20 protein-coding genes are annotated in these 18708 nt (G+C 70.0%); 13 read left to right on the forward strand and 7 right to left on the reverse strand.

The features are described 5' to 3' along the window. Positions 1–65: 65 nt before the first annotated feature. Entirely contained in the window at positions 66–1847 is a 1782-nt protein-coding gene (locus ABZW11_RS43060) for a thioredoxin domain-containing protein (protein ID WP_355431233.1), read from the reverse strand. 90 nt (positions 1848–1937) lie between these two features. Here ABZW11_RS43060 and ABZW11_RS43065 point away from each other — a divergent pair, with 90 nt between their 5' ends. Then, positions 1938–3089, forward strand: a complete 1152-nt coding sequence (locus tag ABZW11_RS43065; protein WP_355431236.1) for a hypothetical protein — start codon at positions 1938–1940, stop codon at positions 3087–3089. 8 nt (positions 3090–3097) lie between these two features. Here the strand turns inward: ABZW11_RS43065 and ABZW11_RS43070 are convergent, their stop codons facing one another. The 3 genes from ABZW11_RS43070 to mca are packed head-to-tail and all read right to left on the reverse strand — an operon-like array spanning position 3098 to position 4550. Continuing rightward, a complete protein-coding gene (locus ABZW11_RS43070; RefSeq protein WP_355431239.1) occupies positions 3098–3385 on the reverse strand; it encodes a GNAT family N-acetyltransferase in 288 nt (95 codons plus the stop codon). Then, positions 3386–3628, reverse strand: a complete 243-nt coding sequence (locus ABZW11_RS43075; protein WP_355431242.1) for a hypothetical protein — start codon at positions 3626–3628, stop codon at positions 3386–3388. A 34-nt stretch (positions 3629–3662) separates the two neighbouring features. After that, positions 3663–4550: a mycothiol conjugate amidase Mca gene (gene mca / locus ABZW11_RS43080; protein WP_355431245.1), complete on the reverse strand. Its 888-nt coding sequence runs from the start codon at positions 4548–4550 to the stop codon at positions 3663–3665. A gap of 134 nt (positions 4551–4684) precedes the next feature. On the opposite strand from mca, the gene ABZW11_RS43085 reads away from it, so the two are divergent. From ABZW11_RS43085 to ABZW11_RS43135, 11 genes are all read left to right on the forward strand, one after another. Continuing rightward, a complete protein-coding gene (locus ABZW11_RS43085; protein ID WP_345390125.1) occupies positions 4685–5104 on the forward strand; it encodes a DUF4307 domain-containing protein in 420 nt (139 codons plus the stop codon). A 108-nt stretch (positions 5105–5212) separates the two neighbouring features. Beyond that, on the forward strand, positions 5213–5713 hold the full coding sequence (gene greA / locus ABZW11_RS43090; protein WP_148437100.1) for a transcription elongation factor GreA: 501 nt from the start codon (positions 5213–5215) through the stop codon (positions 5711–5713). Between the two features lie 122 nt (positions 5714–5835). After that, positions 5836–7002, forward strand: coding sequence for a C40 family peptidase (locus ABZW11_RS43095; RefSeq protein ID WP_355431248.1), 1167 nt, complete (start codon positions 5836–5838; stop codon positions 7000–7002). 120 nt (positions 7003–7122) lie between these two features. Continuing rightward, positions 7123–7644 (forward strand): hypothetical protein, encoded by a 522-nt coding sequence (locus ABZW11_RS43100; RefSeq protein ID WP_355431251.1) that lies wholly within the window; start codon positions 7123–7125, stop codon positions 7642–7644. A 213-nt stretch (positions 7645–7857) separates the two neighbouring features. Then, positions 7858–9687 carry a phosphoenolpyruvate carboxykinase (GTP) gene (locus ABZW11_RS43105; RefSeq protein ID WP_355431310.1) on the forward strand — a complete coding sequence of 610 codons (1830 nt, stop codon included), beginning with the start codon at positions 7858–7860 and terminating at the stop codon, positions 9685–9687. 187 nt (positions 9688–9874) lie between these two features. Then, a complete protein-coding gene (locus ABZW11_RS43110; protein ID WP_355431254.1) occupies positions 9875–10783 on the forward strand; it encodes a TIGR04222 domain-containing membrane protein in 909 nt (302 codons plus the stop codon). Positions 10784–11009: 226 nt separating this feature from the next. Further along, complete coding sequence (locus tag ABZW11_RS43115) at positions 11010–11825, forward strand: DUF692 domain-containing protein (protein WP_355431256.1); 816 nt, start codon at positions 11010–11012, stop codon at positions 11823–11825. Next, positions 11822–12202 (forward strand): hypothetical protein, encoded by a 381-nt coding sequence (locus ABZW11_RS43120; protein WP_355431259.1) that lies wholly within the window; start codon positions 11822–11824, stop codon positions 12200–12202. The genes ABZW11_RS43115 and ABZW11_RS43120 overlap by 4 nt, the downstream gene beginning before the upstream one ends. Positions 12203–12208: 6 nt before the next feature. Then, complete coding sequence (locus ABZW11_RS43125) at positions 12209–12754, forward strand: hypothetical protein (protein ID WP_355431262.1); 546 nt, start codon at positions 12209–12211, stop codon at positions 12752–12754. A 55-nt stretch (positions 12755–12809) separates the two neighbouring features. After that, positions 12810–13571, forward strand: a complete 762-nt coding sequence (locus ABZW11_RS43130) for an isoprenyl transferase (RefSeq protein WP_355431265.1) — start codon at positions 12810–12812, stop codon at positions 13569–13571. Positions 13572–13777: 206 nt separating this feature from the next. After that, positions 13778–15097 carry a PhoH family protein gene (locus ABZW11_RS43135; protein ID WP_355431268.1) on the forward strand — a complete coding sequence of 440 codons (1320 nt, stop codon included), beginning with the start codon at positions 13778–13780 and terminating at the stop codon, positions 15095–15097. Here the strand turns inward: ABZW11_RS43135 and ABZW11_RS43140 are convergent, their stop codons facing one another. From ABZW11_RS43140 to ABZW11_RS43150, 3 genes are read right to left on the reverse strand one after another with little or no spacing between them, the layout of a single operon-like run. Then, positions 15098–15604: a hypothetical protein gene (locus ABZW11_RS43140; RefSeq protein ID WP_355431271.1), complete on the reverse strand. Its 507-nt coding sequence runs from the start codon at positions 15602–15604 to the stop codon at positions 15098–15100. It lies immediately after the preceding gene. Beyond that, on the reverse strand, positions 15601–17025 hold the full coding sequence (locus ABZW11_RS43145; RefSeq protein WP_355431274.1) for a HAMP domain-containing sensor histidine kinase: 1425 nt from the start codon (positions 17023–17025) through the stop codon (positions 15601–15603). The genes ABZW11_RS43140 and ABZW11_RS43145 overlap by 4 nt, the downstream gene beginning before the upstream one ends. Continuing rightward, a complete protein-coding gene (locus ABZW11_RS43150; RefSeq protein WP_355431278.1) occupies positions 17022–17696 on the reverse strand; it encodes a response regulator transcription factor in 675 nt (224 codons plus the stop codon). The genes ABZW11_RS43145 and ABZW11_RS43150 overlap by 4 nt, the downstream gene beginning before the upstream one ends. 266 nt (positions 17697–17962) lie before the next feature. Between ABZW11_RS43150 and ABZW11_RS43155 the strand changes: the two genes are divergently transcribed. Beyond that, positions 17963–18673: a lytic transglycosylase domain-containing protein gene (locus ABZW11_RS43155; protein ID WP_355431281.1), complete on the forward strand. Its 711-nt coding sequence runs from the start codon at positions 17963–17965 to the stop codon at positions 18671–18673. The last annotated feature ends 35 nt before the right edge of the window (positions 18674–18708 follow it).

An 18708-nucleotide genomic window follows, 5' to 3' on the forward strand; every position in this document is an offset into this window, starting at 1 on the left:
CGGCAGCTTCCTGGTGCCGGTGACGTTCGTGGTGTGGGCGTACGGGCGGGGGCGCTCGCCGGTCGTCACCGTGGAGCTGCTGTTCCAGGCGTTCGCGGGTCGTCGGCCGCACCCACCACAGCGACCTCCACGGGCCCCGACAGCGCCGCCCGCGCCACGGCCAGCCCCCACCCGGCGAACCTGGCGTGCCCGGCGGCCAGCACCGACACGGTGCCGAGCGCGGCCTGCGCGGCCTCCCGGTGCCGGGTGGACCCGGTCAGGGCGGCGTACGACAGCAGCGCCCCCGCGGCCGCGTACTGGCCTGAGGGGGTCGCGTTGTCGGTCGGGTCCTGTGGACGCTGAAAGAGGCGTTCGGCGTCGTCAGCGGTGTCGTAGAAGCCGCCGGCCCCATCGGAGAACCGGTCGAGCACGGTGTCGAGCAGGGAGCCCGCGAGCCGGAGCCACCTGGTCTCGCCCGTGACGCCGTACAGGGAGATCAGCCCCTCGGCCAGGTCGCCGTGGTCCTCCAGCACACCGGCGTTCGTGCCCGCCCGGCCGTCCTTGGAGGTGCGCAGCAGCCGCTCACCGTCGACGTGGACGTCCGCCAGCAGCTCGGCCGCCTGCGTGGCCGCCGCGATCAGATCGGGCCGCTCGAACGCGACGCCGGTCTCGGCCAGCGCCGCGATGGCCAGGCCGTTCCACGCGGCCACCACCTTGTCGTCGCGGCCGGGACGGACCCGCCGCTCCCTGGCGGCCAGCAGCCGAGCCCGCACGTCGTCGTAGCGGGCCGGGTCCTCCGGGTCGCGCAGGAGCTGCAGCACCGACGTGCCGTGCTCGAACGTCCCCTGCGGGGTCACCTCGAACAGCCCGGCCGCCCACCGGCCGTCGTCCTCGCCGAGCACCTCGCGCAGCTCGTCCGGCGTCCAGACGTAGAACTTGCCCTCCACGCCCTCGCTGTCGGCGTCGAGCGCGGAGGCGAACCCGCCCTCGGGCGTGCGCAGCTCGCGCAGCATCCAGCCGGCGGTCTCCAGCGCCACCCGCCGCGCCGGCTCGCCGCCGCCGGCCCGCCACCAGTGCGTGTAGACGCGCAGCAGCAGGGCGTTGTCATAGAGCATCTTCTCGAAGTGCGGAACCACCCAGCGGTCGTCCACGCTGTAGCGGGCGAAACCGCCGCCGAGCTGGTCGTACATGCCGCCGCGGGCCATGGACTCCAGCGTCTTGACGCTCATCTCGCGCTCGCCCGAGCGCAGCAGGAACTCCAGCACCATCGACGGCGGGAACTTGGGCGCGCCGCCGAACCCGCCCGAGACCGCGTCGAACGACTCCCGCAGATTCTGTACGGCCTGCCGCAGCGTCTCCTCGCCCGGCTCAGGCCCGCTGGGCAGCGAGGTGTGCGCGTTGAGCGCCTCGACGACCTTGGCGCCCTGATCGACCACGGAGTCGCGGTCGCCCGTCCAGACGCGGTGCACCTCCTGCAGCAGCCTCCTGAACTGGGGCCGCGGGAAGTAGGTGCCGCAGTAGAACGGATGTCCTTCGGGCGTGGCGAACACCGTCATCGGCCAGCCGCCCTGACGGGTCATGGCCTGCGTGGCGTTCATGTAGACGGCGTCGACGTCGGGACGTTCCTCGCGATCGACCTTGACGTTGACGAAGTGCTCGTTCATCAACGCGGCCGTCTCGGCGTCCTCGAAACTCTCGTGAGCCATGACGTGACACCAGTGACAAGCCGAGTAGCCCACGCTGATCAGCAGGGGCACATCACGCCGCCGCGCCTCCGCGAACGCCTCCTCACCCCAGGGCCACCAGTCGACGGGGTTGGCCGCGTGCTGGAGCAGGTAGGGGCTCGTCGCGTCTTTCAAGCGGTTCATCAGGACCTCCCCGGCCCACACTAGCCACCCCGTCGTGGCGGACCTCACGGCGACGTGCGGCATCGCGCAGGCACGCGTAGGTTACGAGGGGTGGATATCAAGTTCGTCTGCGCGCATGCCGGCCGGCCGGCGACGGCCGTGACCCGCAGGGACGTCGCGCGTGCCCTGCTCGCCGTCCCCTCGGGCGTGGCGCTCGTGGCGCTGCCCGATCTGCGGCGGGCCATGGTCGCGGCGGGCAACCCGCTGTCGGTGGCCTTCTGGGAGTCGGCCAAGGCGACGCTCAGCGCGATCGAGGCGGGCGTGGCGACGGTGGGCGACGTGCAGCGGTGGGTCGAGTCCACGGGCACCGAGCCGATTCTCATGACGCCCAGCTACTTCGTCTGGCCTGAGGAGGACGAGCGCGGGCCGGTGGCGACCGAGATGTTCGCGCGGCTGGTCGCCTACCTGGAGGACAAGGTCGCGGCGGGGGAGATCGATCCCGACGCGCTGGCGGCCGGCGACCAGGAGGCGCGTTCGGCGTACGAGGAGCTCCAGGAGAGCTGGCTGAGCACGCCGCTGCCCGACGGCCGGGTGCCCGGGTTCGCGGTGAGCGACGAGCTGGACGAGGAGCTGTTCTCGGCCTGGGACGAGGAGGAGGAGTTCGCGCTGTCGGAGCTGCGGCGCATACTCGCCGAGCTGCCCAAACAGCCCGAGCTGCCGATGGCGGAGCTGGAGACGGCGGCGACCAGGCTGCGCGCCCTGCTGGCCCTGCCCGGCTACCCCTCCAGCGTGCTGCGGGCCTGCGCGGGCTACGACGAGCGGCCGCTGCCCGACGACGACGTGGAGCTGTGGCTGGCGGTCGCGGCGGGCATCGCGGGGCCGATCTCGGACCTGTCGGAGGGCGCCGAGGTGCTGGAGGAGTTCGCCGACCTCGAAAGGGAGCTGAGCGAGGAGGACACCGCGCTCGCCAACCTGTGCGCCATCCAGCACGCCGACTGGCTGGCCGGGGTGGCGGCGCTGGTCAGGATGGGGCCCGGCGTGCTGGCCTCGCCCGAGCGGATGGCGCGCCTGATCGCCGAGTCGGAGGACATCGACATCGACGATCAGGACGACGAGGACCTCCACACCACCGAGAGCCTCTTCACCTCGGTGGTGAGCCTGTGGGGGCTGCTCGGCATCGTGGACGCCGACGACGTGCTGACCCCGCTGGGCTGGTGGGGCCTGCCCAAGGCGCTGGAGCGCGCCTGGTCGGGCGAGGGCTGAGCCCCGGGTCAACCCTCGGTGTCGACGAGCTCCTGGAACTCGGGGTGCCGCTTGATGTATTCGGCGACGTACGGGCAGAGCGGCTGCACCTTCAGCCCCGTGTCGGCGCTGGCCCGCAGGGCGTGGGCGACCAGTGCGGCGGCCAGCCCCTGCCCCTCGTAGGCGGGCTTGACCTCGGTGTGCAGGAAGACGATCTTCGTGGGCAGCAGGCGATAGTTGGCGAACCCGACGACCTCGCCGTCCACGCGGATCTCGAAGCGGCTCTCCGCCGGGTTGTCGACGACCTCGTTGGCCATCTATTCGCCCGCCTTGTCGTCGGCGCCGCGCGCCGCCTCGCCCGACGCATGGACCGATGCCCGGGCCGACGCCTGGGCGGGCTCGGCCTGGTCGGTCTCCTGCTCGTGCTCGCGCGGCACCTGGATCTTCGACATCTGCTTGTTCATCGACTTGATCAGCATGTAGAGCGCGAAACCGAGCCCGGCCACGACGACGAACCCGAGCAGGCCCGGGCTGACTTCACCTGCTGCTAGAACGGTCACGACTCCAGTCTGCCACTGCGATGCCGTGGTCCGGTCAGTGGCAGGCCGGTTCGACCTCGTCGGCGTGGATGCCGGCGAACAGGTCGTCCTCGGGCACCGCGGTGTCGACCAGCGAGCGGGCCAGGTGGTAGTCCTCGGTCGGCCAGATCTCCTGCTGCAGCTCGCGCGGGCAGACGAACCAGAAGCCGTCGTCGGGGTCGACCTGGGTGGCGTGGGCCAGCAGCGCCTGGTCGCGGATCTCGAAGTAGTCGCCGCACGGCACGCGGGTGGTGACCGGCCACTTGGCGGGGCGGTCCTCCCAGCGGGAGATCCAGTCGGCGTAGGGGGAGCCGAGCCCGCGCTCCATCATGGCCTCGTGCAGCGCCTCGAAGCGCTCCTTGGTGAAGCCCATGTGGTAGTAGAGCTTGAGCGGCTGCCAAGGGTCGCCGGTGCCGGGGTAGCGGTCGGGGTCGCCGGCCGCCTCGAACGCCTCGACCGAGACCCTGTTGGTCATGATGTGGTCGGGGTGCGGGTAGCCGCCGTCGTCGTCGTACGTGATGATCACGTGCGGACGGAACTCGCGGATCGCGGCGACCAGCGGCGCGGTGGCGTCCTCAAGCTTCTGCAGCGCGAAGCAGCCCTCGGGCAGCGGCTCGTCCTCGCTCTCGGGCAGCCCGGAGTCGACGAAGCCCATGAAGCGCTGCTGCACGCCGAGGATCTCGCGGGCCCGCTCCATCTCGCCCCTGCGCACCTCCGCGATGTTGGCCACGACCTCGGGCCGGTCCATCTTCTTGTTGAGCACGGATCCTCGCTCACCGCCCGTGCACGTACAGACCAGCACTTCCACGCCCTCGCGCACATAACGCGCCATGGTGGCGGCGCCCTTGCTCGACTCGTCGTCGGGGTGGGCGTGGACGGCCATCAGCCTCAACGGTGCACTCACGGGCTCGAAGCTCCTCAGTAGGGACCGGTCACTCGCCCAGAGAGGTTAGTTTCTGCTGGGCGGTCGCGAGGGCACACCCCTCGCGGGCGACAATTGTCTCGGATAACGCCGAGGGAGTGCAGGGAGATTCCGCCATGGTCACCAGAGATGCCGGGAACGGGCCCGTTCTCGGCACACCCGACGACTTCCCCGACCGGCCCAGGAGAGGCGGCCGGCTCGTCGTCCACGTGGTGATAGGCGTGCTGGTGGCCATCATCGCGGGCGGCTGGGGCTACGTGATGTGGTCGATGACGGCGGGCGGGTCGGAGGCGCCGTCGCAGGTGGTGACGTTCGAGATCACTGGTCCGACGCGGGCGGAGATCACCTTTGAGGTGTACAAGCCCGACGATAGGGTGGCCGTCTGCCGGATCAGGGCGCTGGACGTCGATCATGCGGAAGTGGGCAGCAAGGAAGTAAGAATCCCGGCTGGTGAGGGTAGTAAGCAGCTCAAGGAAAGCCTCGACACGAGCGGTCAGGCGACTTCCGTCCACATCCAGTACTGCAATCTCGTATAGTGAGACATTTGGGGAAGCGTTCGAGCGACGGACTTGTTAGCCTTTCGCAATTCAACCGTATGCAACCTCAACTGATCTCAGGGCCCCCTAGGCAAGCAAGGAGAACCCGTGGCCGACTCTCGCGATGAGAACGTCACATGGCTGACGCAGGAGGCGTACGACCGTCTGAAGGCGGAGTACGAATATCTCTCTGGTCCCGGGCGCGTCGACATCGCCAAGAAGATCGAGGCCGCTCGGGAAGAGGGCGACCTGCGTGAGAACGGCGGCTACCACGCCGCCAAGGACGAGCAGGGCAAGATGGAGGCCCGGATCTTCCACCTCAGGCAGATCCTCGACAACGCCCAGGTCGGAGAGGCTCCCAAGGCCGAGGGCGTCGTCGGGCCCGGCATGACCGTGACGATCCGGTTCGTCGGTGACGACGACGAGGTCACCTTCCTGCTCGCCTCCCGCGAGGAGAGCGGAGCACCGATCGACGTCTACTCGCCCAAGTCCCCGCTCGGGGCGGCGATCAACGGCAAGAAGATCGGCGAGAAGGCGACCTACTCCATGCCCAACGGACGGCAGAACACCGTCGAGATCCTCGAGGCTGTGCCGTACATCGGCAACTGACCCCACCGAACGACGACCGCCGGGCCCCCGATGGCCCGGCGGCATTTTCGCATGGGTCGGGAATCCGCCAGGATCTGAGCTTCCTGGTCAGGAGCCGGCGGCGGCGTAACACGACCAGGCTGGTGCCGTTCATCGTGGTGGCGCTGGTCGCGGTGCTGACCGCCGACGTGCTGTTACTGGCGCAGCCCGAGAGCCTCTTAGAGCCGGCGGTGCCGCGCGCCACGCCGAAGCAGTCGCTGCTGGCGCAGAAGCGGCCGGAGCGCGTCCAGGCGTCGCCGACGGCCTCACCCACGGGGCCCGCCGTTCAGCCGGTGGCGCCGCTGAGCAAGCTGCACAAGCCCAACCTGTTCGTGCTCACCCGCAAGCCCTTCACCCAGGAGCTGCTGCAGAAGGTGGCGAAGGTGCCGGGCGTGCGGGCGCTCGAGCTGGCCGACGCCGCCTCGATCATGCTGGACGGCAAGCGGGTGCAGACGCTGGCGGTCAACCCGTCCACGTTCCGCGCCTACACCCCCAAGGTGACGGCCTCGTCCGACGCGCTGTGGCAGAACGTCGCGGCCGGCGACGTGGCGGTCTCGTTCGTGCTGGGCAACGACGGCGGGCTGCCGCTGCACAGCCGGGTCTCCGCGGGGCAGTCGCTGCACTTGCGGGTCGGCGCTTACGCCACCACCGGCTTCGGCGCCGTCGACGCCGTCGTCTCCAAGGACATCGGCCGCAGCCTGGGCCTGCCGCGCGACAACGCCCTCATCGTCAGCGCGCCCAAGGCGAACTCCGACGTGCTGCGCAAGCGCATACTCGCCAGGCTGCCCAAGGGCACACAGGTGGCGATGGTCAACCCGGTGCTGCCGCAGCCGAAGCAGAAGGTGACCCAGAACTGGCCGGCCGGGTCGTTCATGACGGGTGAGCAGCTCACGGTGGCGCTCAGGGCGGCCGTGTCGAAGCTGGGCCGCCCGTACGTGTGGGGCGCCGAGGGTCCCGACACCTTCGACTGCTCGGGGCTCGTGCAGTGGGCCTACGCGCAGGCCGGGGTGCGCATGCCACGGGTGACGCACCAGCAGTGGGTGACGGGGCCGCAGGTGCCGTACGCGCAGGCGCAGCCGGGCGACCTCCTCTTTTGGCGGAACGACCCGACAAATCCCGCTTACATTTCCCACGTGGCGATTTATTGGGGTAACGGGAAAATGCTGCACGCGCCACGTACCGGAGACGTCGTGAAGATCGTTCCGGTGAGCACCCGGAACCTGGCCGGGGTCGTCAGGGTCAGCCCGATCGCCGCCGCCAAGGTGCGCTGAGAACCACCCAGAAGGACCACCCAGAAGGACCACCCGGAAGAACCACCCGGAAGAACCACCCGGAAGAACCACCGCCCTCAAGCGCGTGCAAAAGCGCCGCAAGTATGTAACGTTGATTACATGGCAACAGATGACGTGACGGCGCAGGTGCGCGGGTGGTTCACCGGACGACTGCCCGGCGACTGGTTCACCGGCGCTCCCGAGATCATCGTCGACCGTGAGGAGATCGCGGTCCTGGGTCCGCTCCCCGATCCGCCGCAGGACGTGCCGGAGGCCGAGCGGGCCGCGCTGATCGACGGGCTGGCCCGCCGCTTCAGGGAGGAGACCAGGGAACGTCGGATCGAGATCGCCAGGGAGGCCGAGCACAAGTTCCGCCAGAAGGTCTCCTGGGGCGTGGTGTGCGGTGGCGAGACTGTGATGTTCACCACACTGTCGGTGCCCGTCATGACCCGGTTGCGCCAGGCCGAGCGCCAGGTGCTCGACACGCTCGTGGCCGCCGGCGTGGCCAGAAGCCGCAGCGACGCGCTCGCCTGGTGCGTACGCCTGGTCGGCAGACACACCGACACGTGGCTGGCCGATCTGAGAGACGCGCTGCAACACGTCGACCGCGTTCGCGCCGCGGGCCCCGACGTCAATTCCTGAGACCCGCCAGCGGAAACGGGCCGGCGAATGGACTAAACCACTTCGGAAATTGGTTCAGACCAGCCGTATTGGTCTGGACCACTGCTGAGAATTACCTCTTTTAAATCTCCTCTCCTTGGGTAGGCTCCCCCAATCGTCAGGGCCGCTGCCTGCGGCGACGGCCTGACCGACAGGTCTATGCCAATTGGCGTGAAAGCCGCTTCGTCGTTAATGATGACTGGGCCCTGGGAGAGTGGAGGAGTCAGCGTCGTGTCCGTTTCCGTAGAAGTAACCGCACCCACCAGCAATAAGGAATTGGCCACGTGGGTGAACGAGGTCGCCGCCCTTACCCAGCCGGACCGCGTCGAGTGGTGCGACGGGTCTGAGGAGGAGTGGACGCGGCTCACCAACCTCCTCGTCGAGCAGGGGACGTTCACGCGCCTGGCCGCCCGGCCCAACAGCTTCTACGCCAAGTCCGACCCGAGCGACGTGGCTCGCGTCGAGGACCGCACGTTCATCTGCTCGGAGCGCGAGGAGGACGCGGGGCCGACCAACAACTGGATCGCGCCCGCCGAGATGCGCCGCACGTTCGGTGAGCTGTTCGATGGCTGCATGCGCGGCAGGACCATGTACGTCGTCCCGTTCTGCATGGGCCCGCTGGGCGGGGAGATCTCGCAGCTAGGAGTCGAGATCACCGACTCCGCGTACGTCGCCGTCTCCATGCGCGTGATGACCCGCATGGGCGACCGGGCGCTGCGGCTCATCGAGGAGCGCGGCGACTTCGTCAAGGCCGTGCACTCCGTCGGCGCGCCGCTGGAGCCCGGCCAGGCCGACATGCCGTGGCCGTGCAGCTCGACGAAGTACATCAGCCACTTCCCCGAGACCCGCGAGATCTGGTCGTACGGCTCCGGCTACGGCGGCAACGCGCTGCTCGGCAAGAAGTGCTACGCCCTGCGCATCGCCAGCGTCATGGCCCGCGACGAGGGCTGGCTGGCCGAGCACATGCTCATCCTGAAGCTCACGCCGCCGTCGGGTGAGACCCGCTACATCGCCGCCGCCTTCCCGAGCGCCTGCGGCAAGACGAACCTCGCCATGCTCCAGCCCACGATCCCCGGCTGGAAGGTCGAGACGATCGGCGACGACATCGCCTGGATGCGCTTCGGCGACGACGGCCGCCTCTACGCGATCAACCCGGAGGCCGGCTTCTTCGGCGTTGCCCCCGGCACCGGCGAGGTGACCAACGCCAACGCGGTCAGGACGCTCTGGGGCAACAGCATCTTCACCAACGTCGCGCTCACCGACGACGGCGACGTGTGGTGGGAGGGGCTCACCGAGCAGCCGCCGGCGCACCTGACCGACTGGAAGGGCCGCTCGTGGACGCCGGACGGCGACGAGCCGGCCGCCCACCCGAACGCCCGCTTCACCACTCCCGCCGCGCAGTGCCCGACCATCGCGCCTGAATGGCAGGACCCCAAGGGCGTGCCCATCTCGGCGATCCTGTTCGGAGGGCGCCGGGCGACCGCCGTCCCTCTGGTGACGGAGTCGCTGAGCTGGGAGCACGGCGTCTTCCTCGGAGCCAACGTCGCCTCCGAGAAGACCGCCGCGGCCGAGGGCAAGGTGGGCGAGCTGCGCCACGACCCGTTCGCGATGCTGCCGTTCTGCGGCTACAACATGGGCGACTACTTCGGCCATTGGCTGGAGATCGGCCGCCGCAAGGGCGCGAAGCCGCCGCGCATCTACTACGTCAACTGGTTCCGCAAGAACGCCGAAGGCAGGTTCGTCTGGCCGGGCTTCGGTGAGAACAGCCGGGTGCTCAAGTGGATCGTGGAGCGCCTCAACGGCGAGGCCAAGGCCGTGCCCACGCCGATCGGGCTGCTGCCCGCCGACCTCGACACCGAGGGCCTGGACCTGTCCGATGAGGACCTGCGCACGCTGCTGAGCGTCGACAAGGACGTCTGGCGCGAGGAGGCGGCGCTGATCCCGGCCCACTTCGAGAAGTTCGGCGACCACCTGCCCAAGGAGCTGTGGGACGAGTACCACGCCCTGCTCGAGCGCCTTGGCTGATCGAGGCCCCTCGGGGCCGCCACCACGGCGCCGGCCGTCGCTGAGACGGCCGGCGCCGTTCTTCTGCGCAAAGGCGGGGAGCTAAAGGAGCAAAACCCCGGTTCGGGCGGACCGCCCTCCTACCGTGCAATTCAGGAGTCACGTCTCAGGACATGACGTTGATCGACCGCACGAGGGGAGGTCGTTCATGAACCTTTTTCTGCTGATCGCCGCGGTGATCCTGGCCCTCTTCGCCGCCGCCGCGGCCGCAGGACGGTGGCGGGCCGTTCGCGGCGGGACGCCCATCGAGCTCGGACGGCGCACCGTGGACCGGTACGAGCTGGCCTACCTGGCGGGCGGCCCGCTCCGGGCCGCCGAGACCGCGATCGCCCTGCTGGTGAGCTCCGGCGCCGTGCGCCTCGGGAGCGGCGGGCGGATCTACAAGGTCAAGCGCGGCCCGGCCGGCGAGGAGTCCGTCGAGAACGTCGTCATCAACCTGGTCGTCGGCCGGTCGGGGCGGAACGTGACCGCGCTCAAGAGTGAGGTGGCGGGCAGCATCGCCGTCGACGCGGTCAGGCGCCGCCTCGCGGAGGACGGGCTGGTCGTGGGGGACGACGGCGTGTGGCGGCTGCGCGCCTGGGCGCGCCGGCTGCAGGTGACGGCGGTGGCGGCGGTCATGGGGGCGGCCTTCGCGGGGGTGGGGCTGTCCGTCGAACCCGGCTCGTACGCGCTGCTCGCCCTGCTCGTCTTCGGGGGCACCGCCGTGGCCGCGGGGATCATGCTCCGCGGCCACCGGCGGTCGTTGGCGGCGGCGCTCACGCCGGCCGGCCAAGAGGTCCTGGACGCGGCCAGGCGGGCAGCGAACGCCGACGACGAGGCCACATCCATCGCGCTGCACGGGACGGCCGCACTGCGCGACGACACCCTGCGCAAGGAGCTCCGCCGCCAGGCGCGCCGGCCCGCCCACGCGGGCCGGACCCCTGCCCGGAGATCCAGCACCGGCTACAGCGGCGGCGGCGCGGTCTACGGCGGCGCTTCCTGCGGTAACGGCGGCAGTGCTGTCAGCTGCGGCGGCGGGGGCGGCTGCGGTGGTGGCGGCTGCGGCGGCGGCAGCTGACCGGACCACGGCTCGCCACGACCGGCGCAACGGGAAGCACCGGCCGTGGCGAGCCGCTGAAGCGGGACGGGTCTCGGCAGGGCGTGGTGAGCCGCTTAGTGGTACGGGTTACGGCAGGCCGTGGCGAGCCGCTTGCTGTGGACGGGGCTCGGCGGAGCGGGATGAGTCTCGACAAGTCCGGACGCGATGGATATGGGTGTGGATGAGCCGGAGTGAGGAGGCCGGGGTGACGCGACTGGGCGTGGGGATCGGGTGGCGGTCGGAGCTGGACCTGACGATCGAGCGCATGGACGGCGTCGACTTCGTGGAAGTGGTCGCCGAGAACATCAGGCCCGCCCGCCTGCCGGAGTCCCTGCGGATCCTGCGGGGCAGGGGCCTGCCGGTGATCCCGCACGGCGTGTCGCTCGGGGTCGGCGGGGCGGAGCCGCCCGACCCGGCGAGGCTCGCACACCTGGCGGAATGCGCCGAGGCACTGGGCTCGCCGCTGGTCAGCGAGCACCTGGCGTTCGTACGCGGCGGCGGCGTGGAGGCCGGGCACCTGCTGCCGGTCCCGCGCACCCGGGACTCGCTGAGGGTCGTCATCGAGAACGTGCGCCGCGCCCAGGACGCGCTGCCCGTGCCGCTGGCCCTGGAGAACGTGGCCGCCATCTTCGGCTGGCCGGACGACGAGCTGACCGAGGCGGAGTTCCTGGCCGAGCTGGTGACGGCCACGGGCGTGGGCCTGCTCATCGACGTCGCCAACCTCCACACGAACCAGGTCAACCTGGGCCTGCCCGCCGTGCGGGCCCTGGACGTGCTCCCGCTGGAGCACCTGGCGTACGTGCACGTCGCCGGCGGCTACGAGGCCCACGGCATCTGGCACGACACCCACACCACGACAGCCCCCCAGGAGGTCCTCGACCTGCTCACCGAGCTGTGCGCCCGCGTCACCCCGTCCGGGGTGCTGCTGGAGTGGGACGACGAGTACCCGAGCGACGCCGTGCTGGCGGACGAGCTGACCAGGATCAGGACGGCCATGAGCGTGGCCGGGGACCGGCGATGACCCCTGAGCAGGAACGGGCCAGGCTGGCGGACATCCAGGCCAGGGTGGTGGCGGCGCTGGTCGCCGGGGGCGAGGTGCCCGGCGGGTTCGACGAGGAGCGGATGCGGGTGCAGGCCGCGAGCCTGCTGGCCAAGCGGCGGGCCATCGTGGCGCGGATCAGTCCCGACGTGGCCGCCGTCGCGGGGCACAGCCTGGCCGCCGAGTTCGAGGCGTACGCGCGAAGCAGGGCCACGCCGCCGCCGGACTACCGTACGGACGCCGCCGGCTTCGCCGCCTGGCTGCGGGAGCGCGGCCTGATGGAGCCGGAGCCCGTACCGGAAAAGCCCTGGTGGAGGCGGTTGACGGCAGGGTTTAGGCGGCATCCGCCCGGAAACTGACAGGGGATGGGAGGACTACGCTGTGTCGACGGCTCTTACCTGACCGTCACTCCTGTCGCGTGCACCGACAGCGTCGGCGCGCCGTACGAGGTCACCCTTGAGCTCCACCGCGACGGCACCCCCTACGGCAGCGTGGGGGAGCGCTGCGGCTGGTTGCTGGCCCGGCTGGCCCGCGGCGTCGACGAGGCCCGTCAGGGCAGGGGCGCGGCGCGCCGCTGGGCCGATCCCGAAGACCGTTTCCCGGGCGACGAGCCCGACGGCGAGTTGTTCTCCTTCCGCTACCGCACCAGGGCCGGCCTGCCGGGCGGCGAGTTGCGCTGCCAGCTCAGGACGATCCCGGTCTGGCAGGCGGGACGCGGCGAGTGGCGGCTGACCCGCAGGGCGTACGTCGAGGCGTGGGCCGCCAGCGGCGTCGGCGCCAGGGCGGTGCTGACCTCGTCGGAGCTGGCGGGGTTCGTCCGCGAGTTGCTGAATGAGGCGGAAGGGTGTCTGAAAGGTAGAGATATGGCGAGGAATGCGGGAGGCGGAGCAGGCACGGGCGAAACGCGGTGATAATTGCCTGTTGGGTCAATCGACCGAAGGCACAGCACCGCTGGGGAGGCGCTCCGTGGGCCTGCGCGATCTCGTCTACCGGCTGTACGAGCACCGGCTGGAGGCCAAGCTGTCCAAGGACAGCATCCCCCGGCACGTCGGAGTCATCATCGACGGCAACCGTCGCTGGGCGCGTGCCAGGGGCATGGGAGACGTGTCCTCGGGCCACCGCAAGGGCGCGGACAAGATCTCCGAGCTGCTCGGCTGGTGCCGGGAGACCGGAGTCGAGGTCGTCACGGTCTGGATGTTGTCCAACGACAACCTCAACCGGCCGCGCGAGGAGCTGGAGCCCCTGCTGCGCATCATCGAGGACGTGACGCGGGAGCTGGTGGCCGAGGGCTGGCGGATCATCCCCGTCGGAGCGCTCGACCTGCTGCCGGACCGAACGGCGAATGTCCTGAAGGATGCAAAAGAAGCGTCATCACACCGTCCGGGCCTGATTGTGAACGTTGCAGTTGGGTATGGAGGAAGGCGTGAGATTGCCGATGCGGTGCGCTCACTGCTCCAGGAGCAAGCGAGCAGGGGAGCGAGCATCGAGGACCTCGTCGAGGTGCTCGATGTGGAGCACATCGCGGAGCATCTTTACACTCGCGGCCAGCCCGACCCGGACCTTCTCATCCGGACCTCGGGCGAGCAGCGTCTGTCGGGCTTCATGCTCTGGCAGAGCGCTCATTCCGAGTTCTACTTCCACGAGGCCTACTGGCCTGACTTCCGCAGGGTCGACTTCCTGCGGGCGCTGCGCGATTACGCTGCGAGACACCGACGTTACGGTTCCTGACGCGACAATCGGGTATCTAGGACGTAACGTTGGAAATGTCCGGCCACAGGTCGGACATTTCGGAGAGGGCCCGCCTTTGCACCATCACTTGCCGAGGGGGCCGGACTCCGGCGCCGACGGCGAAGAGCGGTCGGGGACGCGGGTCCGGTCCGATTCCCACCTCGTCTGCAGGGTGCCCGCACCAAGGGGCACCCGGGGGAGAACGTGTGGCAGTGTCCTCGAGCAACCCTAATTCCCAGCCGGCGAAGCGCACGTACGTGCTGGACACCTCGGTCCTGCTGGCCGACCCGGCGGCCATGACCAGGTTCGCCGAGCACGACGTCGTCCTTCCGATCGTGGTCATCACGGAGCTGGAAGGTAAGCGGCATCATCCAGAGCTCGGCTATTTCGCCAGGAAGGCTCTGCGTTACCTCGACGATCTTCGGGTCACGCACGGCCGGCTGGACGAGCCGATGCCCACGGGGGACGGCACGATCAGGGTTGAGCTCAATCACAGCGACCCATCCATTCTGCCGGTCGGTTTCCGCCTGGGCGACAACGACACGCGCATACTCACCGTGGCCCGCTCGCTGGCCGGCGAGGGGTGCGACGTCGTCCTGGTCTCCAAGGACCTGCCGATGCGGGTCAAGGCGGCCTCGATCGGCCTGGCCGCCGAGGAGTACCGCGCCGAGCTGGTGCACGAGTCGGGCTGGACGGGGATGGCCGAGGTCCAGGTGACCGCGGAGGACGTCGAGACGCTCTTCGACGCGGGCACCGCCGACCTCGAGGAGGCCAGAGACCTGCCCGCCCACACCGGCCTGCGGCTGCTGTCGGCCAAGGGCTCGGCGCTCGGGCGGGTGCAACCCGACAAGTCCGTCAAGCTGGTCCGCGGCGACCGCGAGGTCTTCGGCCTGCACGGCCGCTCGGCCGAGCAGCGCATCGCGCTCGACCTGCTGATGGACCCGGAGATCGGCATCGTGTCGCTGGGCGGCAGGGCCGGCACCGGCAAGTCGGCGCTGGCGCTCTGCGCGGGCCTGGAGGCGGTCCTGGAGCGCCGCCAGCACCGCAAGGTCGTCGTCTTCCGCCCGATCTACGCGGTCGGCGGGCAGGAGCTCGGCTACCTGCCCGGCACCGAGGGCGAGAAGATGGGCCCGTGGGCGCAGGCGGTCTACGACACGCTCGGCGCCATCACCTCACCCGAGGTGATCGAGGAGGTGCTGGATCGGGGCATGCTGGAGGTGCTGCCGCTCACGCACATCCGCGGCCGGTCGCTGCACGACGCGTTCGTGATCGTGGACGAGGCCCAGTCGCTGGAGCGCGGCGTGCTGCTCACCGTGCTCAGCCGCATCGGCGCCAACTCGCGGGTGGTGCTCACCCACGACGTGGCCCAGCGCGACAACCTGCGGGTCGGCAGGCACGACGGCGTGGTGGCGGTCGTGGAGAAGCTGAAGGGCCACCCGCTCTTCGCCCACGTCACGCTGACCAGGTCCGAGCGCTCGCCCATCGCCGCGCTGGTCACGGAGATGCTCGAGGACATCACCATGTGATCATTTGAGCCCGCCGCAGGTGTACCGCCCCTCGACCTTCGGGGGGCGGTTCGGGTTGTCGCGAATGATCTTCACCTGCTCGAACGCCGCGTCCTGCTGCGCGGTGCAGACGATCTGCGCGATGCCGATCCTGGTGAGCGTGCCCTCGCCGCGGATGTAGACGGTCAGCGTCGAGGTGCGCGGGAGCTGGATCTCGTCCCGCTGCGGCGGGTTGACGGAGTTCTTGGTCCGCAGGTACGTGAACCCGCGCAGCGCCGTGTCCCGCCCGTCGAGCAGCGGCTGCCTGGAGGCCCCGAAGAGCGCGCCGAGCAGGCTGTCCACGGTGTCGTCCTCGACGTCGGCCGGCTCCAGGGTGAGCTTGCCGTCCCTGATGAGGTAGATCGTCTTGGACGGCGGGGGAATCTTCACGGTGGGGGCGTTGCCGCGGTCCTGCACGTCGGTGGGCGAGATGCCGCAGGCCGCCCCGGCCAGCAGGGAGACGACGGCGAGCACGCGGATGGTCTTCATGAGTGCGGCAGCCAGACGGTGAAGAGAGTGCCGGGGGTCTGAGGGCGTACGGAGATCGTGCCCCCGTGCAGCAGCACGTTGGACCGGGCGATGGCCAGGCCCAGCCCGCTGCCCTGGCTGCGGGCGCGACCCGCGCCCGCCTTGAAGAAGCGGTCGAACACGTGCGGCAGCGCCTCGCGCGGGATGCCCTTGCCGTGGTCGCGCACCTTGACCTCCAGGCCGTTCTCGGTGGCCCTGGCGCTGACCAGCACCGGGGGCAGGCCGTGCTTGAGCGCGTTGCCGACCAGGTTGGCCACGATGACGTCGAACCTGCTGGGGTCGAGGTGGGCGGTCAGGCCCTGCGACGCCTTCACCGTCACCTGGTCGCTCCAGCCGCGCACCTCCAGGCAGTCGGCGATGCTGTCGGCCACGTTGACCGGCTCCAGGTTGAGCGTGGCGGTGCCGGCGTCGAAGCGGCTGACCTCGATGAGGTGCTCGACCAGCTCGCGCAGCCGTTCGATCTCCCTGAGCACCAGCCTGACGGCCTCGGCGGGCGCCTCGGGCAGGTGGTCGGCCTCCTCGAAGAGCATGTCCGCGACGGCCGTCATCGCGGTGAGCGGCGTGCGCAGCTCGTGGGAGACGTCGGCCACGAACCGGCGTGACATGGCCTCCAGCGAGCGCAGCTCGGCCACGCTCAGCTCCAGCGCGGCGGCGGCGTCGTTGAACCTGGCGGTCAGCCCGGCCAGCTCGTCCTGGCCGTGGACGGGCAGGCGGGTGTCCAGGCGGCCCTCGCCGAGCGCCTGCGCGGCGGCGCTGAGGCGGCGTACCGGCAGCAGCACCTGGCGGGCCGAGAGCAGGGCCACGACCAGCGCGATGAGCACGATGACGATGCTCGTCCTGGTGAGCGCGTTCCGCAGGGTGGCGAGCTGGTCCTCGTCGTCGTGCAGCGGGAAGAAGGCGAACGCGCGCAGCCCCGTGGCCTCGGGCACGCCGGCGTTCTCGCGGTAGACCTCGGCGCCGACGATGAGATACAGCTCGTCCCTGATGATCTTGCGCTGGGTGACGACGCTCTGCTTGGCGCGGCCGTGCAGCTCGTTGGGCACGTCGCTCATCGACAGCGGGCCCTCGGCGGCGACCATGTTGCGGTATTCGACGAAGACGCTGCGTCCTGGCCCGCTCAGCGCGTGGGCCACGCGCTGCAGGTCGCGCTGCGACGGCGGGGCCTCGCCCGGCCTGAGCTTGCCGACCGGGAACGTGATGCTGCTCAGCTCCCTGGTCACCACGTCGAGCGCGGTGGTCTCCGCCCTGGAGACCAGCGCGGACTTCGCGAGCTCGTATCCGATGGTCGCGACCAGCAGCGCCGCGCCGACGGCGACGAGGGTGAAGGTGATGACCAGGCGGGCGCGCAGCCCGGTGGGGCGAGGGATGCGGGGGATCCTCACGGGGGGCTGAACCGGTAGCCGAAGCCGCGCACGGTGTGGATGAAGACGGGCTCGCCCGGCTTGGGCTCGATCTTGGCCCTGATGCGCTGCACGCAGGCGTCCACCAGGCGCGAGTCGGCGATGTGCGTGTGGTCCCAGACCGCGCGCAGCAGGTAGCGGCGGTTGAGCACCTGCCCGGGGTGGCGGACGAGCTCCAGCAGCAGCCGCAGCTCGGTCGGCGTCAGGTGGATCTCCTTGCCGGACAGCGTGACCTTCAGCGCGCCCCTGTCGATCACGAGCTCGCCGAACGTGATGCGGTCGGACGCGGCCGACTCCGCCCTGCGCAGCACGGCGCGGATGCGGGCGTCGAGCACGCGCGGCTCGACCGGCTTGACCACGTAGTCGTCGGCGCCGGCCTCGAGGCCCACCACGACGTCGAGGTCGTCGCCGCGGGCGGTGAGCAGGATGACGGGGAGCTGGTCGAGCTTGCGGACGCGGCGGCACACCTCGATGCCGTCGATGCCGGGGAGCATGACGTCGAGGATCGCGATCTCCGGGCGGCGGGCTCTGATGTGGTCGAGCGCCTCCTCACCCGTCGCGTACGACGTGACGGAGTGTCCCTGCCGGGTCAGCGCCAGCTCCAGAGCCGTGCGCACCGAGGGATCGTCTTCTACAAGGAGGATGCCAGCCACGCGCACATTATTATTCCATGTCCTGATTATCCGGGTTGTGTCACCGAACTGTGACATGTCGTAGATGAGATCCGGAAGTAGGCACGGAACGCTGTAAGCGGCTTCCCTTCCGTTACGGGCGCCTGAAGGGCAGCCACTCCCATTGTGACCAACATCACAATATTTCGGAAATCCGGAGCCAACCTGGTGGTTGGTGAAATTTACGGCAAGCAATTCCCGCGTTTCGGTTGCGGAGCACCCCCTAGGACAGGGCAAGCTCATGCATCGTGAGCCCCGGTCCGAAGCTGAGCGAGCGCCTCCCGAAGGAAGACCTTCCGCCGAGGCGCCGGCCTTCGCGCGTCACCCCCAAGCGGGTGATCATCACCGTGCTCTCGGTGGCCGTCGTCGCCGGCGGCGGCGGGTTCGTCGCCTACCGCGCCGTCGAGAACGCCAACAAGCCGCCGCAGTCCTTCACCATGGAGGACCTCGGCAAGCTGGCCAGCGGCGACCTCTACGCCCCCGACCCCGAGGCCGACCTGCTCAAGGCCGAGGCCGAGCAGGCCTACCGGGCCGACCAGCTCAAGAAGAAGCGCACCGGCGCCGAGGGCAAGGGCCTCGACTGGGTGGTGCCCAAGCGGGCGCCGGGCGGTGACGGCTTCCCCGCCGCGAACTTCCCGCCCGGCAGCGACCCCTCGCCTGGCAGCAACAAGGCCACCGCGAAGGCGATGATGGCCTCGTTCGGGTTCGGCGCCGACCAGTGGGGCTGCCTGGAGCGGCTCTGGCAGAAGGAGAGCGGCTGGAACGAGCGGGCGATGAACCGCTACTCCGGCGCGTACGGCATCCCGCAGTCGCTGCCCGGCAGCAAGATGGCCAGCGCGGGCGCCGACTGGCAGGTCAACGCCGCCACCCAGATCAAGTGGGGTCTCGGTTACATCAAGGGCCGCTACGGCTCGCCCTGCGGCGCCTGGGGCCACTCTCAGTCCGTGGGTTGGTATTAGCGGGTCAACTTTCCTTCTCCAATCGGCAAGCCGTC

The organism is Nonomuraea sp. NPDC004580 (genome assembly GCF_040609855.1).
Lineage (GTDB): Bacteria > Actinomycetota > Actinomycetes > Streptosporangiales > Streptosporangiaceae > Nonomuraea > Nonomuraea salmonea.

Coding starts and splice junctions, on each gene's coding strand:
- ABZW11_RS43085 (WP_345390125.1), top strand. CDS start 4,685: ATGGTCACCAGAGATGCCGGGAACGGGCCCGTTCTCGGCACACCCGAC.
- ABZW11_RS43140 (WP_355431271.1), bottom strand. CDS start 15,604: ATGAAGACCATCCGCGTGCTCGCCGTCGTCTCCCTGCTGGCCGGGGCG.
- ABZW11_RS43100 (WP_355431251.1), top strand. CDS start 7,123: ATGGCAACAGATGACGTGACGGCGCAGGTGCGCGGGTGGTTCACCGGA.
- ABZW11_RS43110 (WP_355431254.1), top strand. CDS start 9,875: ATGAACCTTTTTCTGCTGATCGCCGCGGTGATCCTGGCCCTCTTCGCC.
- ABZW11_RS43120 (WP_355431259.1), top strand. CDS start 11,822: ATGACCCCTGAGCAGGAACGGGCCAGGCTGGCGGACATCCAGGCCAGG.
- ABZW11_RS43070 (WP_355431239.1), bottom strand. CDS start 3,385: ATGGCCAACGAGGTCGTCGACAACCCGGCGGAGAGCCGCTTCGAGATC.
- ABZW11_RS43105 (WP_355431310.1), top strand. CDS start 7,858: ATGACTGGGCCCTGGGAGAGTGGAGGAGTCAGCGTCGTGTCCGTTTCC.
- ABZW11_RS43060 (WP_355431233.1), bottom strand. CDS start 1,847: ATGAACCGCTTGAAAGACGCGACGAGCCCCTACCTGCTCCAGCACGCG.
- ABZW11_RS43125 (WP_355431262.1), top strand. CDS start 12,209: ATGGGAGGACTACGCTGTGTCGACGGCTCTTACCTGACCGTCACTCCT.